This window comes from Pseudomonas sp. QC2, assembly GCF_002859085.1.
GTDB lineage: Bacteria > Pseudomonadota > Gammaproteobacteria > Pseudomonadales > Pseudomonadaceae > Aquipseudomonas > Aquipseudomonas petroselini.
Genome location: NZ_PKKS01000023.1, coordinates 736,235 through 755,713 on the forward strand (window position 1 = coordinate 736,235; position 19,479 = coordinate 755,713).

Consider the following 19,479-nt stretch of genomic DNA (forward strand, 5'->3'; position numbering starts at 1 on the left):
GGTTGACGGGTTCACAAAACCCGCCGGGGCTGGAACAATGTCGGCCACTTTTTGCTGTGTTTTCCGAGGGTGTTCAGGTGCAGATCCAGGGTCATTACGAACTCCAGTTCGAAGCGGTACGTGAAGCTTTCGCCGCGTTGTTCGAAGACCCGCAGGAGCGTGGTGCCGCGCTTTGCATCCAGATCGGCGGTGAAACCGTTGTCGACCTGTGGGCCGGCACCGCCGACAAGGACGGTGCCGAGGCCTGGCACAGCGATACCATCGTCAACCTGTTCTCCTGCACCAAGACCTTCACCGCCGTCACGGCCCTGCAATTGGTGGCCGAAGGCAAATTGCAACTTGATGCACCGGTCGCCCACTACTGGCCGGAATTTGCTGCGGCCGGGAAAGAGGCGATCACGCTGCGCCAGTTGCTCTGCCACCAGGCCGGGTTGCCGGCGATCCGCGAGATGCTGCCCACCGAAGCGCTCTACGACTGGCAACTGATGGTCGATACCCTGGCGGCCGAAGCCCCGTGGTGGACGCCAGGTCAAGGCCATGGCTACGAGGCGATCACCTACGGCTGGCTGGTCGGTGAGTTGTTGCGTCGTGCCGATGGGCGCGGGCCGGGAGAGTCCATCGTCGCGCGGGTTGCGCGGCCATTGGGGCTGGACTTCCATGTGGGCCTGGCGGATGAAGAGTTTTATCGCGTCGCCCATATAGCGCGCAGTAAGGGCAACATGGGCGATGAAGCCGCGCAACGTTTACTGCAAGTAATGATGCGTGAACCTGCGTCCATGACGACGCGTGCTTTTGCCAATCCCCCGTCTATTCTGACCAGCACTAATAAACCTGAATGGCGTCGCATGCAGCAGCCAGCGGCAAATGGTCACGGTAATGCGCGCAGCCTGGCGGGTTTTTATAGCGGATTGTTGGACGGTAGTTTGCTCGAAGCCGACATGCTTGAACAATTGACCCGCGAACACAGTATCGGGCCGGATAAAACATTATTGACCCAGACCCGTTTTGGCCTGGGCTGCATGTTGGACCAACCGCAACTGCCCAACGCCACCTTCGGCCTTGGCCCGCGTGCTTTCGGGCATCCCGGTGCCGGTGGTTCGGTCGGCTTTGCCGACCCTGAGCATGATGTAGCATTTGGTTTCGTGACTAATACATTGGGGCCTTACGTACTTATGGACCCACGGGCACAGAAGTTGGTCGGAATATTGGCCGGTTGTCTGTAAACCCCTTGCTGTTTCACGTTTTTTTGTTACAAAGGCAAGTATAAGAAGGCGCTGAACGAAATGATGTAACTTTAATGTTCTGTAAGCGTCTGTTTAATGGGTCACACAGACCCCCGTTTCTTTTCTCATTTTGTGGATATCTCATGTTATCGAACAAGTCCTTGGCACTGGCGCTATGCCTCACTATTACCGGCTGCGCACAAACTCCACAAAATGATGCCGAGGGCGGGCATTGGTGGTCATTTGGGTCTGATAAGGCCGCGACCAAAGATACAGTGACCCAAACCGACGCCAAGCCGGATGCCAAACCGGACGCCAAGCCAGCTGCTGGCGCCAAGCCTGCCGCACCGGTAGCAGCTGCCGCTGCTGCGCCGGCTCCGGCGCCTGCTGCCAAGGCCGATACCGGCTCCAGCTGGTGGCCGTTCTCTTCCAAGACCGCCGACGAAAAGGCCGCCGATGCCAAGGCCGACCTGAAAGCCGACCTCAAGGCCGCGGAACCTGCCCCTGCGGTCGCTAAGAACGACACTGAAACCCACTGGTGGTGGCCGTTCGAAAGCAAGCCCAAGCCACTGGCCAAGGTCGATGTGACCAACGTGCCGATGCCCGATCCGAAAATCACCCAAGCCTGGCTGGACGACTATGAGCCGCGTCTGCGCGCCGCCATCAAGGACAGCAACCTGCAACTTGAGCGTCGCGACAACGTGCTGGTGGTGATTGCCCCGGTAGACGGTTCCTACAACCCGAAACGTCCAGCGATGTTGCTGCCGGTCACCCTCGGTCCCTTCACTCGCGTCGCCAAGGCCGTTGAAGCCGATCCGAAGACCGCCGTACTGGTATTGGGCCACGTCGATGCCACCGGCACCGCCCCGGCCAGCCAGGCGCTGACCAAGGAACGTGCGCAATCCATCGCCTCGATCTTCAGCCTCAGCGGCTTGAAGCAGGATCGTCTGATGCTGCGTGGCATGGGCGACCTGATGCCACGTGCCGCCAACGACAGCAACCAGGGCCGTGCCCTGAACCGTCGTATGGAAATCATGTTCACCCAGCGCACCACCATGCTGGCGCTGCTGAGCAAGTATCAATCGGGCAAGACCCCGCCTGCCGCCGAAATGGTTGCGGTGCAGGACGTTCCAGCCCCGGCTCCGGCCGCCAAGGCCCCGGCCAAAAAGGCGCCTGCCAAGAAAGCCGCCGCCAAGCCAGCCGCTAAAAAAGCCCCGGCCAAGCCCGCTGCGAAAAAACCGGCTCCAGCCAAAGCCAAGGCCGCTGCACCGGCCACTGACCAGGCAAAAAACTGAGCCGCTGAACCACAAGGATAAAGCCGCATGACCCAGGCACTGGCCGATATGCGCCGTGACTACACACGGGATGGTTTGAGCGAGGCCCAGGCCCCGGACGAGCCGTTTGCCTTATTCCACCAGTGGTTTGCTGACGCGGTTAAGACCGAGCAGCCACCGGTGGAGGCCAATGCCATGACCTTGGCCACGGTCGACCAGGACGGTCGCCCGCACTGTCGCATCCTGTTGCTCAAGGGCCTGGACGCGCAGGGCTTTACCTTCTTCACCAACTATCAGAGTGCCAAGGGCCAACAGCTTGCGGCACGGCCGTTTGCGGCCATGACGTTTTTCTGGCCGACCCTGGAGCGCCAAGTGCGCATCGAGGGTCGGGTGGTCAAGGTGACCCCTGAGGAGTCGGACGCTTATTATCAGGTCCGTCCGCTGGGCAGCCGCCTGGGGGCATGGGCTTCTCCGCAGAGCCAGGTCATTCGTGACCGGGAAGAACTGCAGGACCTGCTCAAGGCCACCGAGCAACGTTTCAGCGATACCCAGCCCGATTGCCCGGAGCATTGGGGTGGCTATCGTTTGTTGCCCGAGCGCATCGAGTTCTGGCAAGGCCGCGCCAGCCGCCTGCATGATCGCCTGAACTACCGCCTGCAAGACTCCCAGTGGACGCGCGAGCGTCTGGCACCCTGAGCTGCACCTTTCGTCACTTCGCTTGAATGTTGCCCATCACCCTGAAGTCTCTTGGACAGAGACTTCAGGCGTGTATTGCTGTGCGGCATTCTTCAACCAGTGCGGCAAGTCTGCCCGTTTGATTTTCAACGTGCGGGCCCTCTCCAGCTGCTTGAGCATGAAGGCACGCTTGTGTAGATCATTGCCTGCCATGGACAGTGCGAGATCACGGTCCATCCAGCGCTTGATGCGCAGGTACAGCCAGCCGTGGAAATACAGGCCGGCAAGGGTTGTGACTACAATGATGAAGTAATCCATGAAGGTCCTGGCTACGAGAGAAGTGCTACCGTTCGTCGAGTTTTCTGGTGCGGGCAGTCTGTACTAAGGCTGAATGAAAGCAATTTTCTGTGGGGCTTGCCGTGACAGGCGTCAAGCCGCAGCGTTTAATGAACACCTGTCCTTTGGAGTTGATGCTATGCGTAAGTCCGTTTTACTGGTTGCCTGCTTTACCACCCTGTCGTTGCTGCTGGGTGGCTGCGCCTCGAGTCTGACCGGCGACTCGTACTCCCGTGACGAAGCGCGTCGTGTGCAGACCGTGCGCATGGGCACCATCGAATCCCTGCGTCCGGTGAAAATCGAAGGAACCAAGACCCCAATCGGCGGCGCTGCAGGCGCAGTCATCGGCGGCGTTGGCGGCAGCGCCATCGGCGGTGGCCGTGGCAGCATCGTGACCGCCGTGATCGGCGCCGTCGCCGGCGGCCTGCTGGGTTCGGCCACCGAAGAAGGCCTGACCCGCACCCAAGGTGTGGAAATCACCGTTCGCGAAGACGATGGCAGCATGCGCGCCTACGTGCAGGCCGTGCAGGAGAATGAAATCTTCCGCATTGGTGACCGCGTACGCATCATGACCGTTGATGGTACCAGCCGCGTTACGCGTTAAACGCTGGTTGTAGAAACACAAAACCCCAGCCGGGTGACCGGTTGGGGTTTTTGGTTTTATGGGGTGTGGCCGGGCTGAACTGCAAAAAATGCAGGCAATAAAAAACCGCCTTGGTAAGGCGGTTTTTTATTGCGAACCCCATTATTGACGGGGCTGCGACTTCAAAGATGCATTGACCTGCATCCAAGGGCTCACGTGTTTCGGTAAGTGCGCTGGAGGTAAGGCCCAGCGTTAGGAGGGCCGAGTATGTCCAAGTTTGCACGACCTGTGGCGAGGCAGCTTGCTCCCGCTGGGGCGCGAAGCGGCCCCTGTTGGGTAAGCGATATAGCACCACAATCGCGGTAAACGCTCTGGGGCCGCTGCGCAGCCCAGCGGGAGCAAGCTCCCTCGCCACAGTGAGTATGCTTCGTCGGGCGTATCAGGCCTTCTTGCGACTCGCCATTGCCGTCACCGCATAACCCATACACGCCGCCAGTATCGAACCGGTCAAAATCCCCATCCGGTCCTCACCCGCGAACTCGCTGGCACCCGGCACAAATGCCAGCGAACCCACAAACAGGCTCATGGTAAAGCCGATACCGCACAGGATCGCCACACCAAACACCTGGCCCCAGTTTGCGCCGTTGGGCAGGGCGGCGATGCCGGTCTTGATGGCCAGCCAAGTGAGCCCGAACACACCAACGGTCTTGCCGATCAACAGGCCCGCGGCGATGCCCATAGGCACATGGTGAGTGAAGCTTTCCAGGCTGACGCCGGTCAGGGACACCCCGGCGTTGGCGAAGGCGAACAGCGGCAGGATGGCGTAGGCCACCCACGGGTGCAGGGCGTGCTCCAGCGTGAGCAATGGCGACGGCTCGGCGTTCTTGGTGCGCATCGGGATGCAGAACGCCAATGTGACACCCGCCAGTGTGGCGTGAACACCGCTCTTGAGTACGCACACCCACAGGATCAGCCCAATAATCAGGTACGGTCCGAGCTTGATCACACCCAGGCGGTTCATCGCGATCAAGGCAATCAAGCAAGCACCTGCACCTGCCAGGGCGGCACCGGACAGGTCGGCGGAGTAGAAAATGGCGATCACGATGATCGCGCCCAGGTCGTCAATGATCGCCAGGGTCATCAGGAACAGTTTCAGCGACACCGGCACGCGCTTGCCCAGCAGGGCGAGGACGCCGAGGGCGAATGCAATGTCGGTGGCCATGGGGATCGCCCAGCCGGAAAGCGCAGCCGGGTAGTCCTTGTTGATCGCCCAATAGATCAGGGCCGGCACGACCATGCCGCCGATGGCCGCTGCGCCTGGCAACACCACTTGCGAGGGTTTCGACAGGTGGCCATCGAGCAACTCGCGCTTGACCTCCAGGCCGATCAACAGGAAAAACAAGGCCATCAGGCCATCGTTGATCCATAGCAGGGCTGGCTTGGCGATTTTCAACGCGCCAATCTGTGCCACCACCGGTACATCGAGAAACGCGTTGTACAGATGTGACAAAGGCGAGTTGTTAATAATCAGCGCCAGCGCCGCAGCCGCGATCAATAACAGGCCACTGGCGGCTTCCAGCTGGAAGAAACGGGTGAAAGTGCTACGCAGAGCCAAGGGATGCTCTCCAATCCGGATTCAATAGGTGGGTACCCTAACCCGTACCGTTAGTTGTTAAAACAAAAGTTATATTCTTATTTGTTATAAACGGCGCGCTGGGATGAGGTTGTGCTTAAGCCTAGCAATTGTGTGTCCAAACGTGCCGTTACTGTACCTGTGTGGCGTGTAGGAAACCCCCTAGAATCGAAGCCGAAATCCTTAGAGAAAACCTCCATGAGCGACCACCGTCCCTGGGCCCGCGAAGCCATTCGCATCATTGAAGCCGACTTCCAGCGCAGCGCCGACACGCACCTGATCCCCTTGCCGTTGCCGGGATTGCCGGGTATCGAGTTGTATTTCAAGGACGAGTCCAGCCACCCCACCGGCAGCCTCAAGCATCGACTCGCGCGCTCGCTGTTCCTGTATGCGCTGTGCAATGGCTGGCTCAAGCCGGGGGCGCCGGTGATTGAGGCGTCCAGCGGGTCGACGGCGATTTCCGAAGCCTACTTTGCGCGCCTGCTGGGTTTGCCGTTTATTGCGGTGATGCCGGCCACCACCTCCCAGGAAAAAATCGCGCAGATTGCCTTCTATGGCGGCAAGAGCCACCTGGTGCAGGATCCGACGCAGATCTACGCTGAGTCCGAACGCCTGGCCCAGGAAAGCGGCGGGCATTTCATGGACCAGTTCACCTACGCCGAGCGCGCCACCGACTGGCGAGCGAACAACAATATCGCCGAGTCGATCTTCCAGCAGATGCGCTTCGAGCAGCATCCGGAACCGAGCTGGTTGATCTCCAGCCCCGGCACCGGCGGCACCACCGCGACCCTCGGTCGCTACGTGCGCTACCGCCAGCATTGCACCCGCGTGCTGTGCGCCGATGCCGAGCGATCGGTGTTTTTTGATTTTTATCAGAGTGGCGATGCGAGCTTGCGCCTGGACTGCGGTTCGCGCATCGAAGGCATTGGCCGGCCACGGGTCGAGGCGTCGTTTTTGCCCAAGGTGATTGATGCGATGGTCAAGGTGCCGGATGCGTTGTCGCTGGCGGCCATGCATTACCTGGCCGAGCGGCTGGGGCGACGGGTTGGCGGTTCCAGCGGGACCAACCTGGTTGGCGCGCTGGTGGCGGCGCAGCAAATGAAAGCGGCAGGGGAGTCGGGTTCGATCGTGGCGATCTTGTGTGATGGGGGCGAGCGCTACGCCACGACCTACTACGACCCGGCGTGGCTGGCGGGGCAGGGGTATGAATTGGACGGTTTGATTGCGGCTGTTGCGGCCAGTGTTGAGCGGGGTGAGCCGTTGCCCGACACGATCTTGCGCGCAAATATCTGACCCGATACAAAGCAAAATGTGGGAGGGGGCTTGCCCCCTCCCACATTTGGATCGCGGTGTTTTAGGCTTCGATGCCCAACATATCCCGGGCCAATGCCTCGGCAGTCCGAATCCCATCCACACCCGCCGACAGAATCCCACCGGCATAACCCGCACCTTCACCGGCCGGGAACAGGCCTTTCACGTTCAAGCTCTGCATCGATTCGTTGCGGGTAATCCGCAGCGGCGATGAGGTACGCGTCTCGATACCGGTCAACACCGCATCGTGCAGCGAGTAGCCCTTGATCTGCTTCTCGAACGCAGGCAACGCTTCGCGGATCGCCTCGATGGCGAAGTCCGGCAAGGCCAGGGCGAGGTCACCCAGGGACACGCCGGGTTTGTAGGACGGTTCCACGCTGCCAATCGCCGTGGACGGCTTGCCGGCGATGAAATCACCGACCAACTGCGCGGGCGCCTCATAGGTGCTGCCGCCGAGAATGTAGGCGTGGGACTCCAGGCGCTCCTGCAATTCGATACCTGCCAGCGGGCCACCCGGATAATCCACCTCAGGCGTGATGCCGACCACGATGCCGGAGTTGGCATTGCGCTCGTTACGCGAGTACTGGCTCATGCCATTGGTCACGACGCGGTTCGGCTCTGACGTGGCTGCCACCACGGTACCGCCTGGGCACATGCAAAAACTGTAGACCGAACGGCCGTTCTTGGCGTGGTGCACCAGCTTGTAGTCGGCAGCGCCGAGCTTCGGGTGCCCGGCATACTTACCCAGGCGTGCGGCGTCGATCAGCGATTGCGGGTGTTCAATGCGGAAGCCCACCGAGAACGGCTTGGCTTCCATGTACACGCCACGACCATGGAGCATGCGGAAGGTGTCGCGGGCGCTGTGGCCCAGGGCCAGGATCACGTGCTTGGAGAGGATTTGCTCGCCGCCATCGACGACCACGCCGTTCAATTGGCCGTCTTCGATCAGTACGTCGGTCACCCGCTGTTCGAAGCGCACTTCACCGCCGAGGGCGATGATTTGCTCGCGCATGTTTTCTACCACGCCGGTCAGGCGGAACGTGCCGATGTGTGGTTTGCTGACGTAGAGGATTTCTTCCGGCGCGCCGGCCTTGACGAACTCGTGCAGGACTTTGCGACCGTGGAATTTCGGGTCCTTGATCTGGCTGTACAGCTTGCCGTCGGAAAAGGTCCCGGCGCCGCCTTCACCGAACTGCACGTTGGACTCGGGGTTGAGCACACTTTTGCGCCACAGGCCCCAGGTGTCCTTGGTGCGCTGGCGCACTTCCTTGCCGCGCTCGAGGATGATCGGCTTGAAGCCCATCTGCGCCAGCAACAGCCCGGCGAAGATCCCGCAGGGGCCGAAGCCGACGACGATAGGGCGTTCTGTCAGGCCTTGCGGCGCATGGCCCACGACTTTGTAGCTGACGTCCGGTGCGGTGTTGACGTTGCGGTCATCGGCGAACTTGAGCAACAGGGCGGCTTCGCCTTTCACGTTCAAGTCGATGGTGTAGATGAAGCACAACTCCGACGACTTCTTGCGGGCGTCGTAGCTGCGCTTGAACAGGGTGAAGTCGAGCAGGTCATCGCTGGCGATGCCTAGGCGTTGCACGATGGCAGGCCGCAGGTCCTCTTCAGGATGGTCGATGGGCAGCTTGAGTTCGGTGATTCGTAACATGACAGGATCCGGTGGGCGGCGGGCAATGAGGCCGGCTGTTTTGCAAACCGGCGATTATAAGCCCCAAAGGCCGTTTCCCGTCAGGTTAAAAAAGCACAGGGGCCCAGTCAGTCGTCGCGCGAACCGCCAAACGCTGCGCAACCCCGTTGCACCTGGCCGTTGACGCGCAACTCGGCGCTCATGTGCTGCAGGCTGCCGCTGACCGGGTCGACGCAACGCTGCGGGGCTACCCACAGTTCGACTTTCTGGTTGTTGGCTTCGGTCATGAGGTTGAAGCGGCCTTCGCCGATTTGCTCTTCCACATAAGGCACCGCCAGTGGCGGCTGGCCTTCGCGCTGCAGCACCATGCCCTTGGCGGTGACATTCATCGACCAGGCCGGGTTGTGGCCATTGGCACGCAGGATCGTGCGTTTGAAGTCCGGGTCGTTGCAGGCCGAGGTCGAGCGCTCCATGCGGTAGAGCTGTTGCAGGTCCACGCTGCCCTGGGTGCCGCTGGCAACGCCGGAGAACTGGCCACGCAGGTCAGCGAACAGCGCACCTTGCTGGCCGGCCAAGGAGGCCGCCTCCTGCAGGACGCTGGTGCCGCTGGTGTCGTTGACCACGTAGTTGCGTTTGTCGTTGCACGGCTGGAACAACAGTTTGCCGCCGACCGCCGTGAGTTCGCCCTGCATACGGGTCAGTCCCGCGAGAGAGGGCTTTGCCGGCTCGCTGTCGAACATCTGGCAGGCGGCGAACAGGGGAAGCAAGGCAAACAGGGCAAGGCTATGGGCGGCACGCATTATCGGGTCTCCAGACAAGTGCCGCCACGTTACGCAGACCTGCGTTGCATCACAACCCCGGTCGCCAGCTTCAGTCAATTCCGACAGGCATCCGATTTAACCAACGATAAAGGTCTGACCCGTCTGCAAGCCTTCGACACTTTTCGCGTAGGCCAATGCCACCTCGGCGCCGGGCGCCGGTTTGTAGCCACGAAAGTACGGCGCATAGCTGCCCATGGCTTCCAACAGCACGGTCGGGCTGACGGAGTTGACGCGCAGGCCGCGCGGCAATTCGATTGCGGCGGCTTTTACGAAGGCGTCAATGGCGCCATTGACCAACGAAGCCGAAGCGCCTGTGCGGATCGGGTCGCGGTTGAGAATGCCGCTGGTGAAGGTAAACGAGGCGCCGTCGTTGGCATATTCACGCCCGATCAGCAGCAGGTTGACTTGGCCCATCAGCTTGTCACGCAGGCCCAGCTCGAAGTCGCTTTCGCGCATGTCGCCCAGCGGCACGAAGTTCACGCTGCCGGCTGCGCAGATCAGGGCATCGAACTTGCCGGTCTGTTCGAACAGTGTACGGATTGAGGCGCTGTCGCTGATATCCACCCGGAAGTCGCCGCCGCTGCGGCCGATGCTGATCACTTCGTGACGCTGAGAGAGTTCGGTCTTGACCGCCGAGCCAATCGTGCCGCTGGCGCCAATCAATAGGATTTTCATGGTGCTGTTCCTCCAGGGGTTAAGTGAAGGGTCAGTCTAGAGTGGCTTTTTGGGTGGATAAACGTGCTAATAGGCAACCTTTGGTTTTCAAATGGAAACAATCCATGAGCGAGATGGATGATCTGGCGGCCTTTGCCGTACTGATAGAAGCCGGTAGTTTCACCCTGGCCGCCGAGCAACTGGGCTGCAGCAAAGGGCAGCTGTCCAAGCGGATCAGCCAGTTGGAGGCGCAGTTTTCCGTGGTATTGCTGCACCGCACCACGCGCAAACTCAGCCTGACTGCTGCGGGTGCGGCATTGCTGCCCCAGGCCCAGGCATTGGTGGTGCAAGTGGATCGCGCCCGCCAGGCACTGGCTCGGCTTAAGGATGACCTGGCCGGGCCTGTGCGTATGACGGTTCCGGTGTCGCTGGGCGAAACCTTTTTCGATGGCTTGTTATTGGAGTTTTCCAAACAGTATCCGCAGGTGCAGATCGAGCTGGAGCTCAACAACCGCTACCGTGATCTGGCCCGGGACGGCTTTGACCTGGGCGTACGCTCAGGCGCGATTGAAAACGAGCGCCTGGTGGCCAAGCCGCTGCTGGCCTGGCATGAGATGACCTGCGCCAGCCCGGCCTACCTCGAGCACTATGGTGAACCCGAGACGCCGGCTGACCTGGCCGCGCATATCTGCCTGCTCAACAGTCACTACAGCGGTCGCGAGGAATGGTTGTACCACCAGCAGCACGAATTGTTGCGGGTGCGGGTCAGTGGCACCTTTGCCTCCAATCACTACAACCTGTTGAAAAAGGCCGCGCTGGTGGGCGCGGGTATCGCGCGCCTGCCATCCTATGTACTGCCGGCGGAATTGGCTGACGGCCGATTGCGTTGGCTCCTGCGCGATTATCAGACGCGGAGCATGCCGATGTACCTGGTGCACCCCTATCAGGGCGGCCTGCCGCGTCGCACCCAGGTGTTGGCCGACTACCTGGTGGATTGGTTCAAGCGCAGTGGCGAGGCGTTGGATCGGCTTTAAGCGTAGCGACGGGCGATCAGGTGATCGATGGATACGCGCCCCGGCCCTTTGGCCACCAGCAGTAACAGCAGCGCAATCCAGGTGCCATGAGTCGGGTAGGCGTCCGGGTAGACAAACAGCTGAATCACCAGGGTCATGCCGATCAGGGCCAAGGCCGAAAAGCGCGTGGCGAACCCGACGAGGATCAGCACCGGGAAAAAGTGCTCGGCAAACGCAGCCATAGGTGCCGCCACTTCAGGCGAAAGCAGCGGCACATGGTATTCACTGCGAAACAGCGGCAGTGTCGAAGCCGCCAGTTTCGGTGTGCCGAGCTGGAAAGTACCGCTGATCAAATCAATGGCAAAGCCTTCGACTTTGGTTTGCCCGGATTTCCAGAACACCGCGGCAATGGAAAAGCGCGCGACAAAGGCAATCAGGCTGTAGGGGATTTGCTCGAAGAGTTGTATGACCCGTTTGATCAGGTATGAAGGGTGAGTGTTCATGGCGATACCTTGTGTTTTAGATGCAAATGAGTGATGGCGCTGTGGCTGATCAGCAGCGTGAGGCATCGGTGCAGATCGAAGTCGGGTGACGCATCGAGCGCGTGTTCCACGGCTTTTTCTAAGGTCAGGCCTTGGGCCAGGCTGTTGATAAACGCCACTGAACTTCGATTGATGGCGAAAACCTTGACCTCCAGGCCGTGGCGCAATACCAGCGCACTCTGGGCGTTCCACGGGTCCAGGGTCGCCAGGCAGCCCTCGGTCTGGTGCGCCGCCCACACCGTCACGACCGCATACGCGGAGTCCAGGGTGCCCACGGACGGGTGCAGTTGCAGGCGCAGCGCTCCCAGGTCTGCTTGATCTTGCAATGCCAGCAGCACGGCCTGTTGATCCAAGGGGTGGCTGTCGCTCGCGTGATACGCGCAAACCCGCAAGCGTTCCAGACGGGCAATATCTGCCAGGTAGGGCACGCTGGCTGCCGGTTCGAAGCCCTGGATGAAATCGGCGAGCGTGCTGCCGTACTCACTGATCAATGGGCTGGTCGGCGCGTGCCCCTGGACGTAGACGCCGGCCATTGCGCGAAAGAATTCATCGCCCACCAGTTGCAGCGTCACCGGGTATGCCACCACCAATGCGTTGATCAGCGCGCTGTGCACATTGTTGCGGTACACCGCGAAGCGGCTGGCTGGATCGGCACCGTTACTGCTGAACAAACCATCCGGACACGCCTGTTCCGGCGCCAGCAAGGCCGCGGTGAAGTCGTCATGAAGGCTCATGGGATCACCTGTGAAAGATGCCAGTCGGCCTGTTCAGCTTCCGTCAGCAGCACGCTGAACGCCGGCAACTGATTGTCCCGTTCGATCAGCGTCGCCATCGGGCCGATGCGTGCCAGTACCTGTTCGTAGAGCTGCCACACGGCGTTATCGATGGGCGAACCGTGGTCATCGATCAACAGGCGGTCGCCCAGGCTGTCAGCGTCTTCGGCGAAACCGGCCAGATGAATTTCACCCACGGCGTGCAACGGCAGGGCATCGATGTAGGCGAGTGGGTTGAGCTGGTGGTTGATGCACGACACGTAGACGTTGTTCACATCCAGCAACAGGCCGCACCCGGTACGGCGAATGATCTCGCTTATGAAATCGGTCTCGTCCAGGGTTGAGCGTTGGAACTGCAGGTAGGTCGACGGGTTCTCCAGCAGCATCGGCCGCTTGAGGGTGCTCTGTACCTGGTCCACGTGTTCGCACACCCGTTGCAGGGTGGCGCTGTCGTAGGCCAGGGGCAACAGGTCATTGAGGAACACCGGGCCGTGGCTGGACCACGCCAGGTGTTCGGAAAAGGAGTGGGGTTGATAGCGCTCGATCAGCGTGGCCAACCGCGTCAAGTGCTCACGGTTCAGCGGTCCTTCGCCCCCGATGGACAGGCCTACGCCGTGCAATGACAGCGGGTACTGCTCGCGGATCAGCCCCAGGTAGTGATGAAACGGGCCGCCGGCCACCATGTAGTTTTCGGCATGCACTTCAAAAAAACCGATATCGGGTGCGGTTTCGAGCACTTCAACGAAGTGCTCGTGCTTGAGCCCTAGCCCGGCCCTGCGTGGGAGGCCGGGCGCCTGAGCCTGGGAGACGGCTTGCAGGGATGAAAGAGTCATCATCAGTACTCAGGTTTCGCGAGGGATCAGGACTTGGCGGTAAAGGCTGCTTCCTGGCCGAAGCCGGTCGGCGAGGTGGAGCTTGGGGTCTTGAGGCAGGTGCCGGCTGGGACCAGTTTCCAGGCGTTGGCCTGGTCTTTGGTTTTCGAGGTGCCGGCGCAGGAAGTGCCGGCGCCTGCGGCGCAATCGTTTTTGCCCGCTTCGGCGACACCGAAGCATTTCTGCATGTCGTCGGCTGCGTGTGCGGTGGTGGTCAGCGCGGACAGGCTCAAGGCCGAACCGAGTGCCAGTACGAGGGTAGCGGCGGACAGTTTGGTAGTCATGGTGTATCTCCAGCAGTGGGTTGAGGTGGCAGGCATGGGTGCCTGCGTACACCTCTAGAGACGGTACGGAGAAAATCGTTACAAGCCTGTAGGGAAAATCTTTTGTTTTTCCGCAAAAAAAAGAGGAGCGGGTTTCCCGGCTCCTCTCATGGTTTTTTCCGATCGGCTTTATCAGCCGCCCAGGTACGCCTCACGCACTTTCGGATCCGTCAGCAACTGCTCGCCCGTACCCTGCATCACCACCCGACCGTTTTCCAGCACATAGGCACGGTCAGCGATTTTCAGCGCCTGGTTGGCGTTCTGCTCCACCAGGAACACCGTCACACCGTCCTTGCGCAGTTGTTCGATGATGTCGAAGATCTGCTGGATGATGATCGGCGCCAGGCCCAGTGAAGGTTCGTCCAGCAGCAGCAGCTTGGGCTTGCTCATCAGCGCACGGCCGATGGCGAGCATTTGCTGCTCGCCGCCGGACATGGTGCCACCGCGCTGGCTGAAGCGTTCCTTGAGGCGTGGGAACAGGTGCAGCACCTTGTCCATCTGCTCCTGGTAGTCGCCCTTGTCGGTAAAGAACCCGCCCATGGCCAGGTTCTCTTCCACGGTCAGGCGCGAGAACACCCGACGGCCTTCCGGCACCACCGCAATGCTCTTGCGCATGATCTGCGACGACTGCTGGCCCACCAGTTCTTCACCCATGTAGCGGATGCTGCCGCTGTGGGCCTGGGGCGAACCGCACAGGGTCATCAGCAAGGTCGATTTGCCGGCGCCGTTGGCACCGATCAGCGTGACGATTTCACCTTGGCGCACTTCCACGTTGACGCTGTGCAGGGCCTGGATCTTGCCGTAGAAAGTGGAAACGTTTTCGAATTGCAGCATTTTACGCTTCCCCCAAATAGGCTTTGATCACTTCAGGATTGTCGCGGATCTGCTCCGGCGTCCCGTCGGCCAGCGGCGTGCCCTGGTTGATCACCACGATGTGGTCGGAAATGCTCATGACCAGTTTCATGTCGTGTTCGATCAACAACACCGTGGCGTTGTTTTCCTCACGCAACACGCCGATCAGCGCCTTGAGGTCTTCGGTTTCCTTGGGGTTCAGGCCGGCCGCTGGTTCGTCGAGCATGAGGATCCGTGGGCGGGTCATCATGCAACGGGCGATTTCCAAGCGGCGTTGCTGACCGTAGGCCAGGGTGCCGGCCGGGCGGTTGGCAAACTCGGTCAGGTTGACCTTGTCCAGCCAGTACTCGGCGTACTCCATGGCCTCGCGCTCGCTTTTGCGGAACGCGGGGGTCTTGAACAGGCCGGCGAAGAAGTTGGTGTTCAAGTGACGGTGCTGGGCGATCAGCAGGTTCTCGACCGCCGTCATGTCCTTGAACAAGCGCACGTTCTGGAAGGTCCGCACCACGCCCTTACGGGCGATCTCGTGACCGGCCAGGCCCTGGATCGGCTGGCCGTCGAGCAGGATGCTGCCACCGCTCGGCTTGTAGAAACCGGTGAGGCAGTTGAACACCGTTGTCTTGCCGGCGCCGTTCGGGCCGATCAACGCGACCACTTGTTTCTCTTTCACGGTCAGGGCCACGCCATTGACCGCCAGCAAGCCGCCGAAGCGCATGCTCAAGTTTTCGACTTTCAGGATCTCGCGGCTCATTTGCGCAGCTCCATGTGTGGACGTTGCATGGGCAGCAGGCCTTGAGGACGCCAGATCATCATCAGCACCATCATGGCGCCGAACATCAACATGCGGTATTCGCTGAACTCACGCATCATTTCCGGCAGCAGGATCATCACGATCGCGGCCAGGATCACGCCCAGTTGCGAGCCCATGCCACCCAGTACCACGATGGCGAGGATGATCGCCGACTCGATAAAGGTGAACGACTCCGGCGTGACCAGACCTTGCCGAGCGGCGAAGAAGCTGCCGGCGAAACCGGCGAACGCAGCACCCAGGGTAAAGGCGGAGAGCTTGATGATGGTTGGGTTCAGGCCCAGGGCGCGGCAGGCGATTTCATCTTCGCGCAGTGCTTCCCAGGCGCGGCCGATCGGCATGCGCAGCAGGCGGTTGATCACGAACAGTGCCGCCAGTGCCAGCAGCAGCGCCACCAGGTACAGGAACACCACTTTGCTCACCGGGTTGTAGTCGATCCCGAAATATTCGTGGAACGTCTGCATGCCCTCGGCGGCGGTACGGTCGAACGACAGCCCGAAAAACGTCGGCTTGGGAATGCTGCTGATGCCGTTCGGCCCACCGGTGATATCGGTGAGGTTACGCAGGAACAGCCGGATGATTTCACCGAAGCCCAGGGTCACGATCGCCAGGTAGTCACCGCGCAGGCGCAGTACCGGGAAGCCCAGCAGGAAGCCGAACGTGGCCGCCGCCATGCCTGCCAGCGGCAGACAGATCCAGAAGCTCCAACCCAGGTAGTGCGACAGCAGTGCGTAGGTGTAGGCACCCACGGCGTAGAAGCCGACATAACCGAGGTCAAGCAGACCGGCCAGGCCCACCACGATGTTCAGGCCCAGGCCCAGCAACACGTAGATCAGGATCAGGGTGGCGATATCAACCGCACCGCGCGAGCCGAAGAATGGCCAGATCAACGCGGCGACGATCAGGCCGATGATGATGTAGCGCTGGGTGCGTGGCAGCGTCAGGAATTGGCTGACCTTGGGCGACACCAGTGGGCCACGGTTGGACTTGAACAGTGCACCGACCTGCTGGGTGAACAGCACGCGCAGGAACATCAACACCGAGCACAGGGCGATGATGGTCAGGGTCACGGGACCGGTGCCATGCACTTCCAGGTTGATGCCGACAATGCTCAGCTTGAGGCCCAGTACCGGGAACGCCACGGCCCAGACCAGCAAGGCGCTGAAAAACGCCGATTTAAGATATCTGCTCATACTTTCTCAACCTCCGGACGGCCCAGGATGCCGGTCGGACGGAACAACAGCACCAGAACCAACAGGCCGAACGCCACGACGTCCTTGTACTGGTCGCCGAAGATATCGGCACCAAAGGCTTCGGCCACACCCAGCACCAGGCCACCGAGCATGGCGCCCGGAATGCTGCCGATGCCGCCCAATACCGCTGCGGTAAAGGCCTTGAGGCCCACCAGGAAACCGGCGTTGGGGTTGATCACGCCGTACTGCATGCTCAGCAGCACCGCCGCAACGGCTGCCAGCGCAGCGCCGATCACGAAGGTCAGGGCGATGATGTTGTTGGTGTTGATGCCCAGCAGGTTGGCCATCTTGATGTCTTCGGCACAGGCCCGGCAGGCGCGTCCCAGACGGGAGCGGGAGATGAACAGGGTCAGGCCCAGCATGGCCACCAGGGTGACGACGAAGACCAGGATCTGCATGTAGGAAATCAGGACTTCTTCCGCACCGCCCGGGCCGAAGGAGAAGCTCCCCGGAATCAGGTTGGGAATGGATTTGTCCTTGGAGTCCTGGGACAGCAATACGGTGTTCTGCAGGAAAATCGACATGCCGATGGCGGAAATCAGCGGGATCAAACGGTTGCTGCCACGCAAGGGGCGGTAGGCAACGCGCTCGATACTGTAGCCATAGGCACTGGTTACGACGATCGACGCAAGGAACGCAGCGGTCATCAACAGCGGCAGGGAGTGGATACCCATCATGGCCAGCCCGGCAAGGGCGATGAAGGCCACGTAGGAACCAATCATGTACACCTCGCCATGGGCGAAGTTGATCATTCCAATGATGCCGTAAACCATTGTGTAGCCAATGGCTATCAAGGCATAGGTGCTGCCAATGGTCAGGCCATTAACCAGCTGTTGGAAAAAATGATAGATCTCAGGCATTACAGCGCTCCTAAAAACCCGATACGCATTTCACTGGTGGAGTCATGTTCCGGCCCCGTGCTGTGTTCTGTGAGCACATTTGCACAAAGCGTTTGCCAGCGAACCGCTGGTGACGGTTTTAAGATTTTCAGGTGAGCCAGCGCCCGGATCGCGGGTGTCAGGCCCATAAACCTCGTAAAACAAAGCCCACTGCTCTCACAGTGGGCTTGTTGGACCAGTAACGCCTGGCTTACTGAGGGGAAACTTCGGTTTTTGGTTTACCGAAGTGCCATTCGTAGACCACGAATTTGAAGTCCTTCAGGTCGCCCTTGGCGTCGAAGCTCAGGTCGCCAGTAGGGGTCTTGAAGGTGCCCGCGTGGATGGCGGCTGCCACTTTGCCGGTGTCTTCGCTCTTCGCAGCGGTGATGCCGGCAGCGATCACTTCAACAGCCGAGTAGGCTGGGAACACGAATGGACCGGTTGGGTCCTGCTTGTTCTTGGCGAACTCTTCAACGATGGCTTTGTTGGCCGGGTCGGTGTCGAAGGATTTCGGCAGGGTTACCAGCAGGCCTTCGGAAGCGCCCTGGGCGATTTGCGAGATGGAGTCGTTACCGACACCTTCTGGGCCCATGAACTTGGCGTTCAGGCCTTTTTCCTTGGCTTGGCGCAGGATCAGGCCCAGCTCAGGGTGGTAGCCGCCGTAGTAGACGAAGTCGACGTTGGCTTGCTTGAGTTTCTGGATGATCGAGGAGAAGTCTTTGTCGCCGGCGTTCAGGCCTTCGAAGACGGCAACCTTGGTGCCTTTTTTCTCGAGGGTCTGTTTGACGGCAGTGGCGATGCCTTCACCGTATTGCTGTTTGTCGTGCAGGACGGCAACGATTTTCGGCTTCACGTGGTCGGCGATGTAGTTGCCGGCCGCTGGGCCTTGCGCGCTGTCCAGGCCGATGGTGCGGAAGATCAGCTTGTAGCCACGTGCGGTGATTTCCGGGCTGGTAGCCGCCGGGGTAATCATGATCACGCCTTCATCTTCATAGATGTCGGAGGCTGGCTGAGTGGAGCTGGAGCACAGGTGACCGACCACGAACTTGACGCCGTCGTTGACCACTTTGTTGGCGACGGCGACGGCTTGTTTTGGATCGCAAGCGTCGTCGTATTCCTTGGCTTCAAGCATTTTGCCGTCGACGCCGCCCTTGGCGTTGATGTCGGCGATGGCTTGCTTGGCACCCATGAATTGCATGTCGCCGTATTGCGTCACGGGGCCGGTCTTAGGCCCGGCGATGCCGATCTTGATGGTGTCGGCTGCGAACGAATGGCCGGCAACCCCAGCCAGGACCATAGCGGCAAACAGTTTGGAAATCTGCTTAGTAGCCTTATTCATAGTGCTCCACTCTTGCTGTTGTCTTTTTTATAGTTCTAGCGGCCTTGTGAGCTGCAGAACCGGATCAGATATCTCGGATATCCCCCCCGGCAGTGCCCTGGCAACTGTACCGGTACAGTGTAGAGCGCCGGTTGATCGGTTGAAAAGCTGGCTGCTGGGGGCAAAAGCCGGGTGTGTCGCTTAAATGAAAGAAAAAGACAGAATTGCGGCGGGGTGATGCCAGAGTTTCGGGCAATCCTTGGCGTTCCTGACACTTTCTCTCGATGACTCATTTGCAACTGGGTTTTTCTGCTTGAGGCGTGACGCTATGATTGCGCCGATTTTTCCCCAAGGTGAACACCCATGACGCAAGAACCTAGCACCCTCTATGCCAAGCTGCTCGGAGAAACCGCCGAAATTTCCTGGAAGGAGCTTGAGCCGTTCTTTGCCAAGGGTGCCCTATTGTGGGTCGACGCCGGCCTGGATTTGATCGAGGCTGCCGAGGGAATGGCTGAGGACAACCGCGACAAAGTCGCTGCCTGGCTGGCCGCAGGGAGCCTTGGCGAGGTGTCTGCGACGCGGGCATTGGACCTGGTTGAACGTGATCCGAGCCTATGGGCGGTGGTGGTATCGCCGTGGATTCTGATCCAGGAAAGGGCAGTGTAAGAAAGGGCTGCACGAAAAAGGTGCGTGTTTTTTTG

General features: G+C 60.3%; 21 protein-coding genes. 7 read left to right on the top strand and 14 right to left on the bottom strand.

The window, feature by feature from the left end; genetic code table 11:
• The first annotated feature begins 77 nt into the window (after positions 1-77).
• The 3 genes from QCBJ_RS24230 to pdxH all read left to right on the top strand — a co-directional run bounded on the left by QCBJ_RS24230 (position 78) and on the right by pdxH (position 3,193).
• Positions 78-1,223 (top strand): EstA family serine hydrolase, encoded by a 1,146-nt coding sequence (locus QCBJ_RS24230; protein WP_012722638.1) that lies wholly within the window; start codon positions 78-80, stop codon positions 1,221-1,223.
• Positions 1,224-1,366: 143 nt separating this feature from the next.
• Positions 1,367-2,518 (top strand): OmpA family protein, encoded by a 1,152-nt coding sequence (locus tag QCBJ_RS24235; protein WP_093544019.1) that lies wholly within the window; start codon positions 1,367-1,369, stop codon positions 2,516-2,518.
• Positions 2,519-2,545: 27 nt separating this feature from the next.
• Positions 2,546-3,193, top strand: coding sequence for a pyridoxamine 5'-phosphate oxidase (pdxH, locus tag QCBJ_RS24240; protein WP_012722640.1), 648 nt, complete (start codon positions 2,546-2,548; stop codon positions 3,191-3,193).
• A gap of 36 nt (positions 3,194-3,229) precedes the next feature.
• Here pdxH and QCBJ_RS24245 read toward each other — a convergent pair whose 3' ends face one another.
• On the bottom strand, positions 3,230-3,490 hold the full coding sequence (locus QCBJ_RS24245; protein ID WP_012722641.1) for a hypothetical protein: 261 nt from the start codon (positions 3,488-3,490) through the stop codon (positions 3,230-3,232).
• A 157-nt stretch (positions 3,491-3,647) separates the two neighbouring features.
• Between QCBJ_RS24245 and QCBJ_RS24250 the strand changes: the two genes are divergently transcribed.
• A complete protein-coding gene (locus QCBJ_RS24250; RefSeq protein WP_003189251.1) occupies positions 3,648-4,112 on the top strand; it encodes a glycine zipper 2TM domain-containing protein in 465 nt (154 codons plus the stop codon).
• Positions 4,113-4,530: 418 nt separating this feature from the next.
• On the opposite strand, the gene nhaA is transcribed toward QCBJ_RS24250, so the two are convergent.
• The gene (nhaA, locus tag QCBJ_RS24255; RefSeq protein ID WP_102061756.1) at positions 4,531-5,706 is read right to left on the bottom strand and encodes a Na+/H+ antiporter NhaA; all 1,176 of its coding nucleotides are present in this window, start codon (positions 5,704-5,706) and stop codon (positions 4,531-4,533) included.
• A gap of 216 nt (positions 5,707-5,922) precedes the next feature.
• Between nhaA and QCBJ_RS24260 the strand changes: the two genes are divergently transcribed.
• Positions 5,923-7,017, top strand: a complete 1,095-nt coding sequence (locus tag QCBJ_RS24260; protein ID WP_093544013.1) for a PLP-dependent cysteine synthase family protein — start codon at positions 5,923-5,925, stop codon at positions 7,015-7,017.
• A gap of 61 nt (positions 7,018-7,078) precedes the next feature.
• On the opposite strand, the gene QCBJ_RS24265 is transcribed toward QCBJ_RS24260, so the two are convergent.
• From QCBJ_RS24265 to QCBJ_RS24275, 3 genes are all read right to left on the bottom strand, one after another.
• The gene (locus QCBJ_RS24265; RefSeq protein ID WP_102061757.1) at positions 7,079-8,692 is read right to left on the bottom strand and encodes an NAD(P)/FAD-dependent oxidoreductase; all 1,614 of its coding nucleotides are present in this window, start codon (positions 8,690-8,692) and stop codon (positions 7,079-7,081) included.
• Between the two features lie 107 nt (positions 8,693-8,799).
• Positions 8,800-9,471 carry a COG3650 family protein gene (locus tag QCBJ_RS24270; protein ID WP_012722645.1) on the bottom strand — a complete coding sequence of 224 codons (672 nt, stop codon included), beginning with the start codon at positions 9,469-9,471 and terminating at the stop codon, positions 8,800-8,802.
• A 96-nt stretch (positions 9,472-9,567) separates the two neighbouring features.
• Positions 9,568-10,167, bottom strand: coding sequence for a short chain dehydrogenase (locus QCBJ_RS24275; protein ID WP_012722646.1), 600 nt, complete (start codon positions 10,165-10,167; stop codon positions 9,568-9,570).
• 104 nt (positions 10,168-10,271) lie between these two features.
• On the opposite strand from QCBJ_RS24275, the gene QCBJ_RS24280 reads away from it, so the two are divergent.
• Positions 10,272-11,180 (top strand): LysR family transcriptional regulator, encoded by a 909-nt coding sequence (locus QCBJ_RS24280; RefSeq protein ID WP_012722647.1) that lies wholly within the window; start codon positions 10,272-10,274, stop codon positions 11,178-11,180.
• Here the strand turns inward: QCBJ_RS24280 and QCBJ_RS24285 are convergent.
• The 9 genes from QCBJ_RS24285 to QCBJ_RS24325 all read right to left on the bottom strand — a co-directional run bounded on the left by QCBJ_RS24285 (position 11,177) and on the right by QCBJ_RS24325 (position 18,799).
• Complete coding sequence (locus tag QCBJ_RS24285) at positions 11,177-11,662, bottom strand: DoxX family protein (RefSeq protein WP_012722648.1); 486 nt, start codon at positions 11,660-11,662, stop codon at positions 11,177-11,179. The two genes, QCBJ_RS24280 and QCBJ_RS24285, sit on opposite strands and share 4 nt — an antisense overlap.
• The gene (locus QCBJ_RS24290) at positions 11,659-12,435 is read right to left on the bottom strand and encodes a DNA-binding domain-containing protein (protein ID WP_102061758.1); all 777 of its coding nucleotides are present in this window, start codon (positions 12,433-12,435) and stop codon (positions 11,659-11,661) included. The genes QCBJ_RS24285 and QCBJ_RS24290 overlap by 4 nt, the downstream gene beginning before the upstream one ends.
• A complete protein-coding gene (locus QCBJ_RS24295) occupies positions 12,432-13,310 on the bottom strand; it encodes a DUF692 domain-containing protein (RefSeq protein ID WP_102061759.1) in 879 nt (292 codons plus the stop codon). Before QCBJ_RS24295 ends, QCBJ_RS24290 begins: the two co-directional genes overlap by 4 nt.
• Before the next feature lie 23 nt (positions 13,311-13,333).
• Positions 13,334-13,630 carry a DUF2282 domain-containing protein gene (locus tag QCBJ_RS24300; protein ID WP_012722651.1) on the bottom strand — a complete coding sequence of 99 codons (297 nt, stop codon included), beginning with the start codon at positions 13,628-13,630 and terminating at the stop codon, positions 13,334-13,336.
• A gap of 171 nt (positions 13,631-13,801) precedes the next feature.
• Positions 13,802-14,503, bottom strand: coding sequence for an ABC transporter ATP-binding protein (locus QCBJ_RS24305; RefSeq protein ID WP_010212366.1), 702 nt, complete (start codon positions 14,501-14,503; stop codon positions 13,802-13,804).
• A gap of 1 nt (position 14,504) precedes the next feature.
• Positions 14,505-15,272 carry a high-affinity branched-chain amino acid ABC transporter ATP-binding protein LivG gene (gene livG / locus QCBJ_RS24310; protein WP_012722652.1) on the bottom strand — a complete coding sequence of 256 codons (768 nt, stop codon included), beginning with the start codon at positions 15,270-15,272 and terminating at the stop codon, positions 14,505-14,507.
• Positions 15,269-16,522: a high-affinity branched-chain amino acid ABC transporter permease LivM gene (locus tag QCBJ_RS24315; RefSeq protein WP_012722653.1), complete on the bottom strand. Its 1,254-nt coding sequence runs from the start codon at positions 16,520-16,522 to the stop codon at positions 15,269-15,271. The genes livG and QCBJ_RS24315 overlap by 4 nt, the downstream gene beginning before the upstream one ends.
• A complete protein-coding gene (livH, locus tag QCBJ_RS24320; protein WP_003172375.1) occupies positions 16,519-17,442 on the bottom strand; it encodes a high-affinity branched-chain amino acid ABC transporter permease LivH in 924 nt (307 codons plus the stop codon). Before livH ends, QCBJ_RS24315 begins: the two co-directional genes overlap by 4 nt.
• 229 nt (positions 17,443-17,671) lie before the next feature.
• Positions 17,672-18,799 (bottom strand): branched-chain amino acid ABC transporter substrate-binding protein, encoded by a 1,128-nt coding sequence (locus QCBJ_RS24325; protein WP_012722654.1) that lies wholly within the window; start codon positions 18,797-18,799, stop codon positions 17,672-17,674.
• A 342-nt stretch (positions 18,800-19,141) separates the two neighbouring features.
• On the opposite strand from QCBJ_RS24325, the gene QCBJ_RS24330 reads away from it, so the two are divergent.
• Positions 19,142-19,444 (top strand): DUF2288 domain-containing protein, encoded by a 303-nt coding sequence (locus tag QCBJ_RS24330; protein ID WP_010212359.1) that lies wholly within the window; start codon positions 19,142-19,144, stop codon positions 19,442-19,444.
• The last annotated feature ends 35 nt before the right edge of the window (positions 19,445-19,479 follow it).

Excerpts from the sequence above, each read along its gene's own strand:
- livH (WP_003172375.1), bottom strand. The coding sequence starts at position 17,442 with ATGCCTGAGATCTATCATTTTTTCCAACAGCTGGTTAATGGCCTGACC.
- QCBJ_RS24300 (WP_012722651.1), bottom strand. The coding sequence starts at position 13,630 with ATGACTACCAAACTGTCCGCCGCTACCCTCGTACTGGCACTCGGTTCG.
- QCBJ_RS24250 (WP_003189251.1), top strand. The coding sequence starts at position 3,648 with ATGCGTAAGTCCGTTTTACTGGTTGCCTGCTTTACCACCCTGTCGTTG.
- QCBJ_RS24235 (WP_093544019.1), top strand. The coding sequence starts at position 1,367 with ATGTTATCGAACAAGTCCTTGGCACTGGCGCTATGCCTCACTATTACC.
- QCBJ_RS24295 (WP_102061759.1), bottom strand. The coding sequence starts at position 13,310 with ATGATGACTCTTTCATCCCTGCAAGCCGTCTCCCAGGCTCAGGCGCCC.
- QCBJ_RS24285 (WP_012722648.1), bottom strand. The coding sequence starts at position 11,662 with ATGAACACTCACCCTTCATACCTGATCAAACGGGTCATACAACTCTTC.
- QCBJ_RS24330 (WP_010212359.1), top strand. The coding sequence starts at position 19,142 with ATGACGCAAGAACCTAGCACCCTCTATGCCAAGCTGCTCGGAGAAACC.
- QCBJ_RS24280 (WP_012722647.1), top strand. The coding sequence starts at position 10,272 with ATGAGCGAGATGGATGATCTGGCGGCCTTTGCCGTACTGATAGAAGCC.
- QCBJ_RS24245 (WP_012722641.1), bottom strand. The coding sequence starts at position 3,490 with ATGGATTACTTCATCATTGTAGTCACAACCCTTGCCGGCCTGTATTTC.
- QCBJ_RS24290 (WP_102061758.1), bottom strand. The coding sequence starts at position 12,435 with ATGAGCCTTCATGACGACTTCACCGCGGCCTTGCTGGCGCCGGAACAG.
- QCBJ_RS24270 (WP_012722645.1), bottom strand. The coding sequence starts at position 9,471 with ATGCGTGCCGCCCATAGCCTTGCCCTGTTTGCCTTGCTTCCCCTGTTC.
- livG (WP_012722652.1), bottom strand. The coding sequence starts at position 15,272 with ATGAGCCGCGAGATCCTGAAAGTCGAAAACTTGAGCATGCGCTTCGGC.
- QCBJ_RS24260 (WP_093544013.1), top strand. The coding sequence starts at position 5,923 with ATGAGCGACCACCGTCCCTGGGCCCGCGAAGCCATTCGCATCATTGAA.
- QCBJ_RS24305 (WP_010212366.1), bottom strand. The coding sequence starts at position 14,503 with ATGCTGCAATTCGAAAACGTTTCCACTTTCTACGGCAAGATCCAGGCC.
- QCBJ_RS24275 (WP_012722646.1), bottom strand. The coding sequence starts at position 10,167 with ATGAAAATCCTATTGATTGGCGCCAGCGGCACGATTGGCTCGGCGGTC.
- QCBJ_RS24265 (WP_102061757.1), bottom strand. The coding sequence starts at position 8,692 with ATGTTACGAATCACCGAACTCAAGCTGCCCATCGACCATCCTGAAGAG.
- QCBJ_RS24325 (WP_012722654.1), bottom strand. The coding sequence starts at position 18,799 with ATGAATAAGGCTACTAAGCAGATTTCCAAACTGTTTGCCGCTATGGTC.
- QCBJ_RS24315 (WP_012722653.1), bottom strand. The coding sequence starts at position 16,522 with ATGAGCAGATATCTTAAATCGGCGTTTTTCAGCGCCTTGCTGGTCTGG.
- pdxH (WP_012722640.1), top strand. The coding sequence starts at position 2,546 with ATGACCCAGGCACTGGCCGATATGCGCCGTGACTACACACGGGATGGT.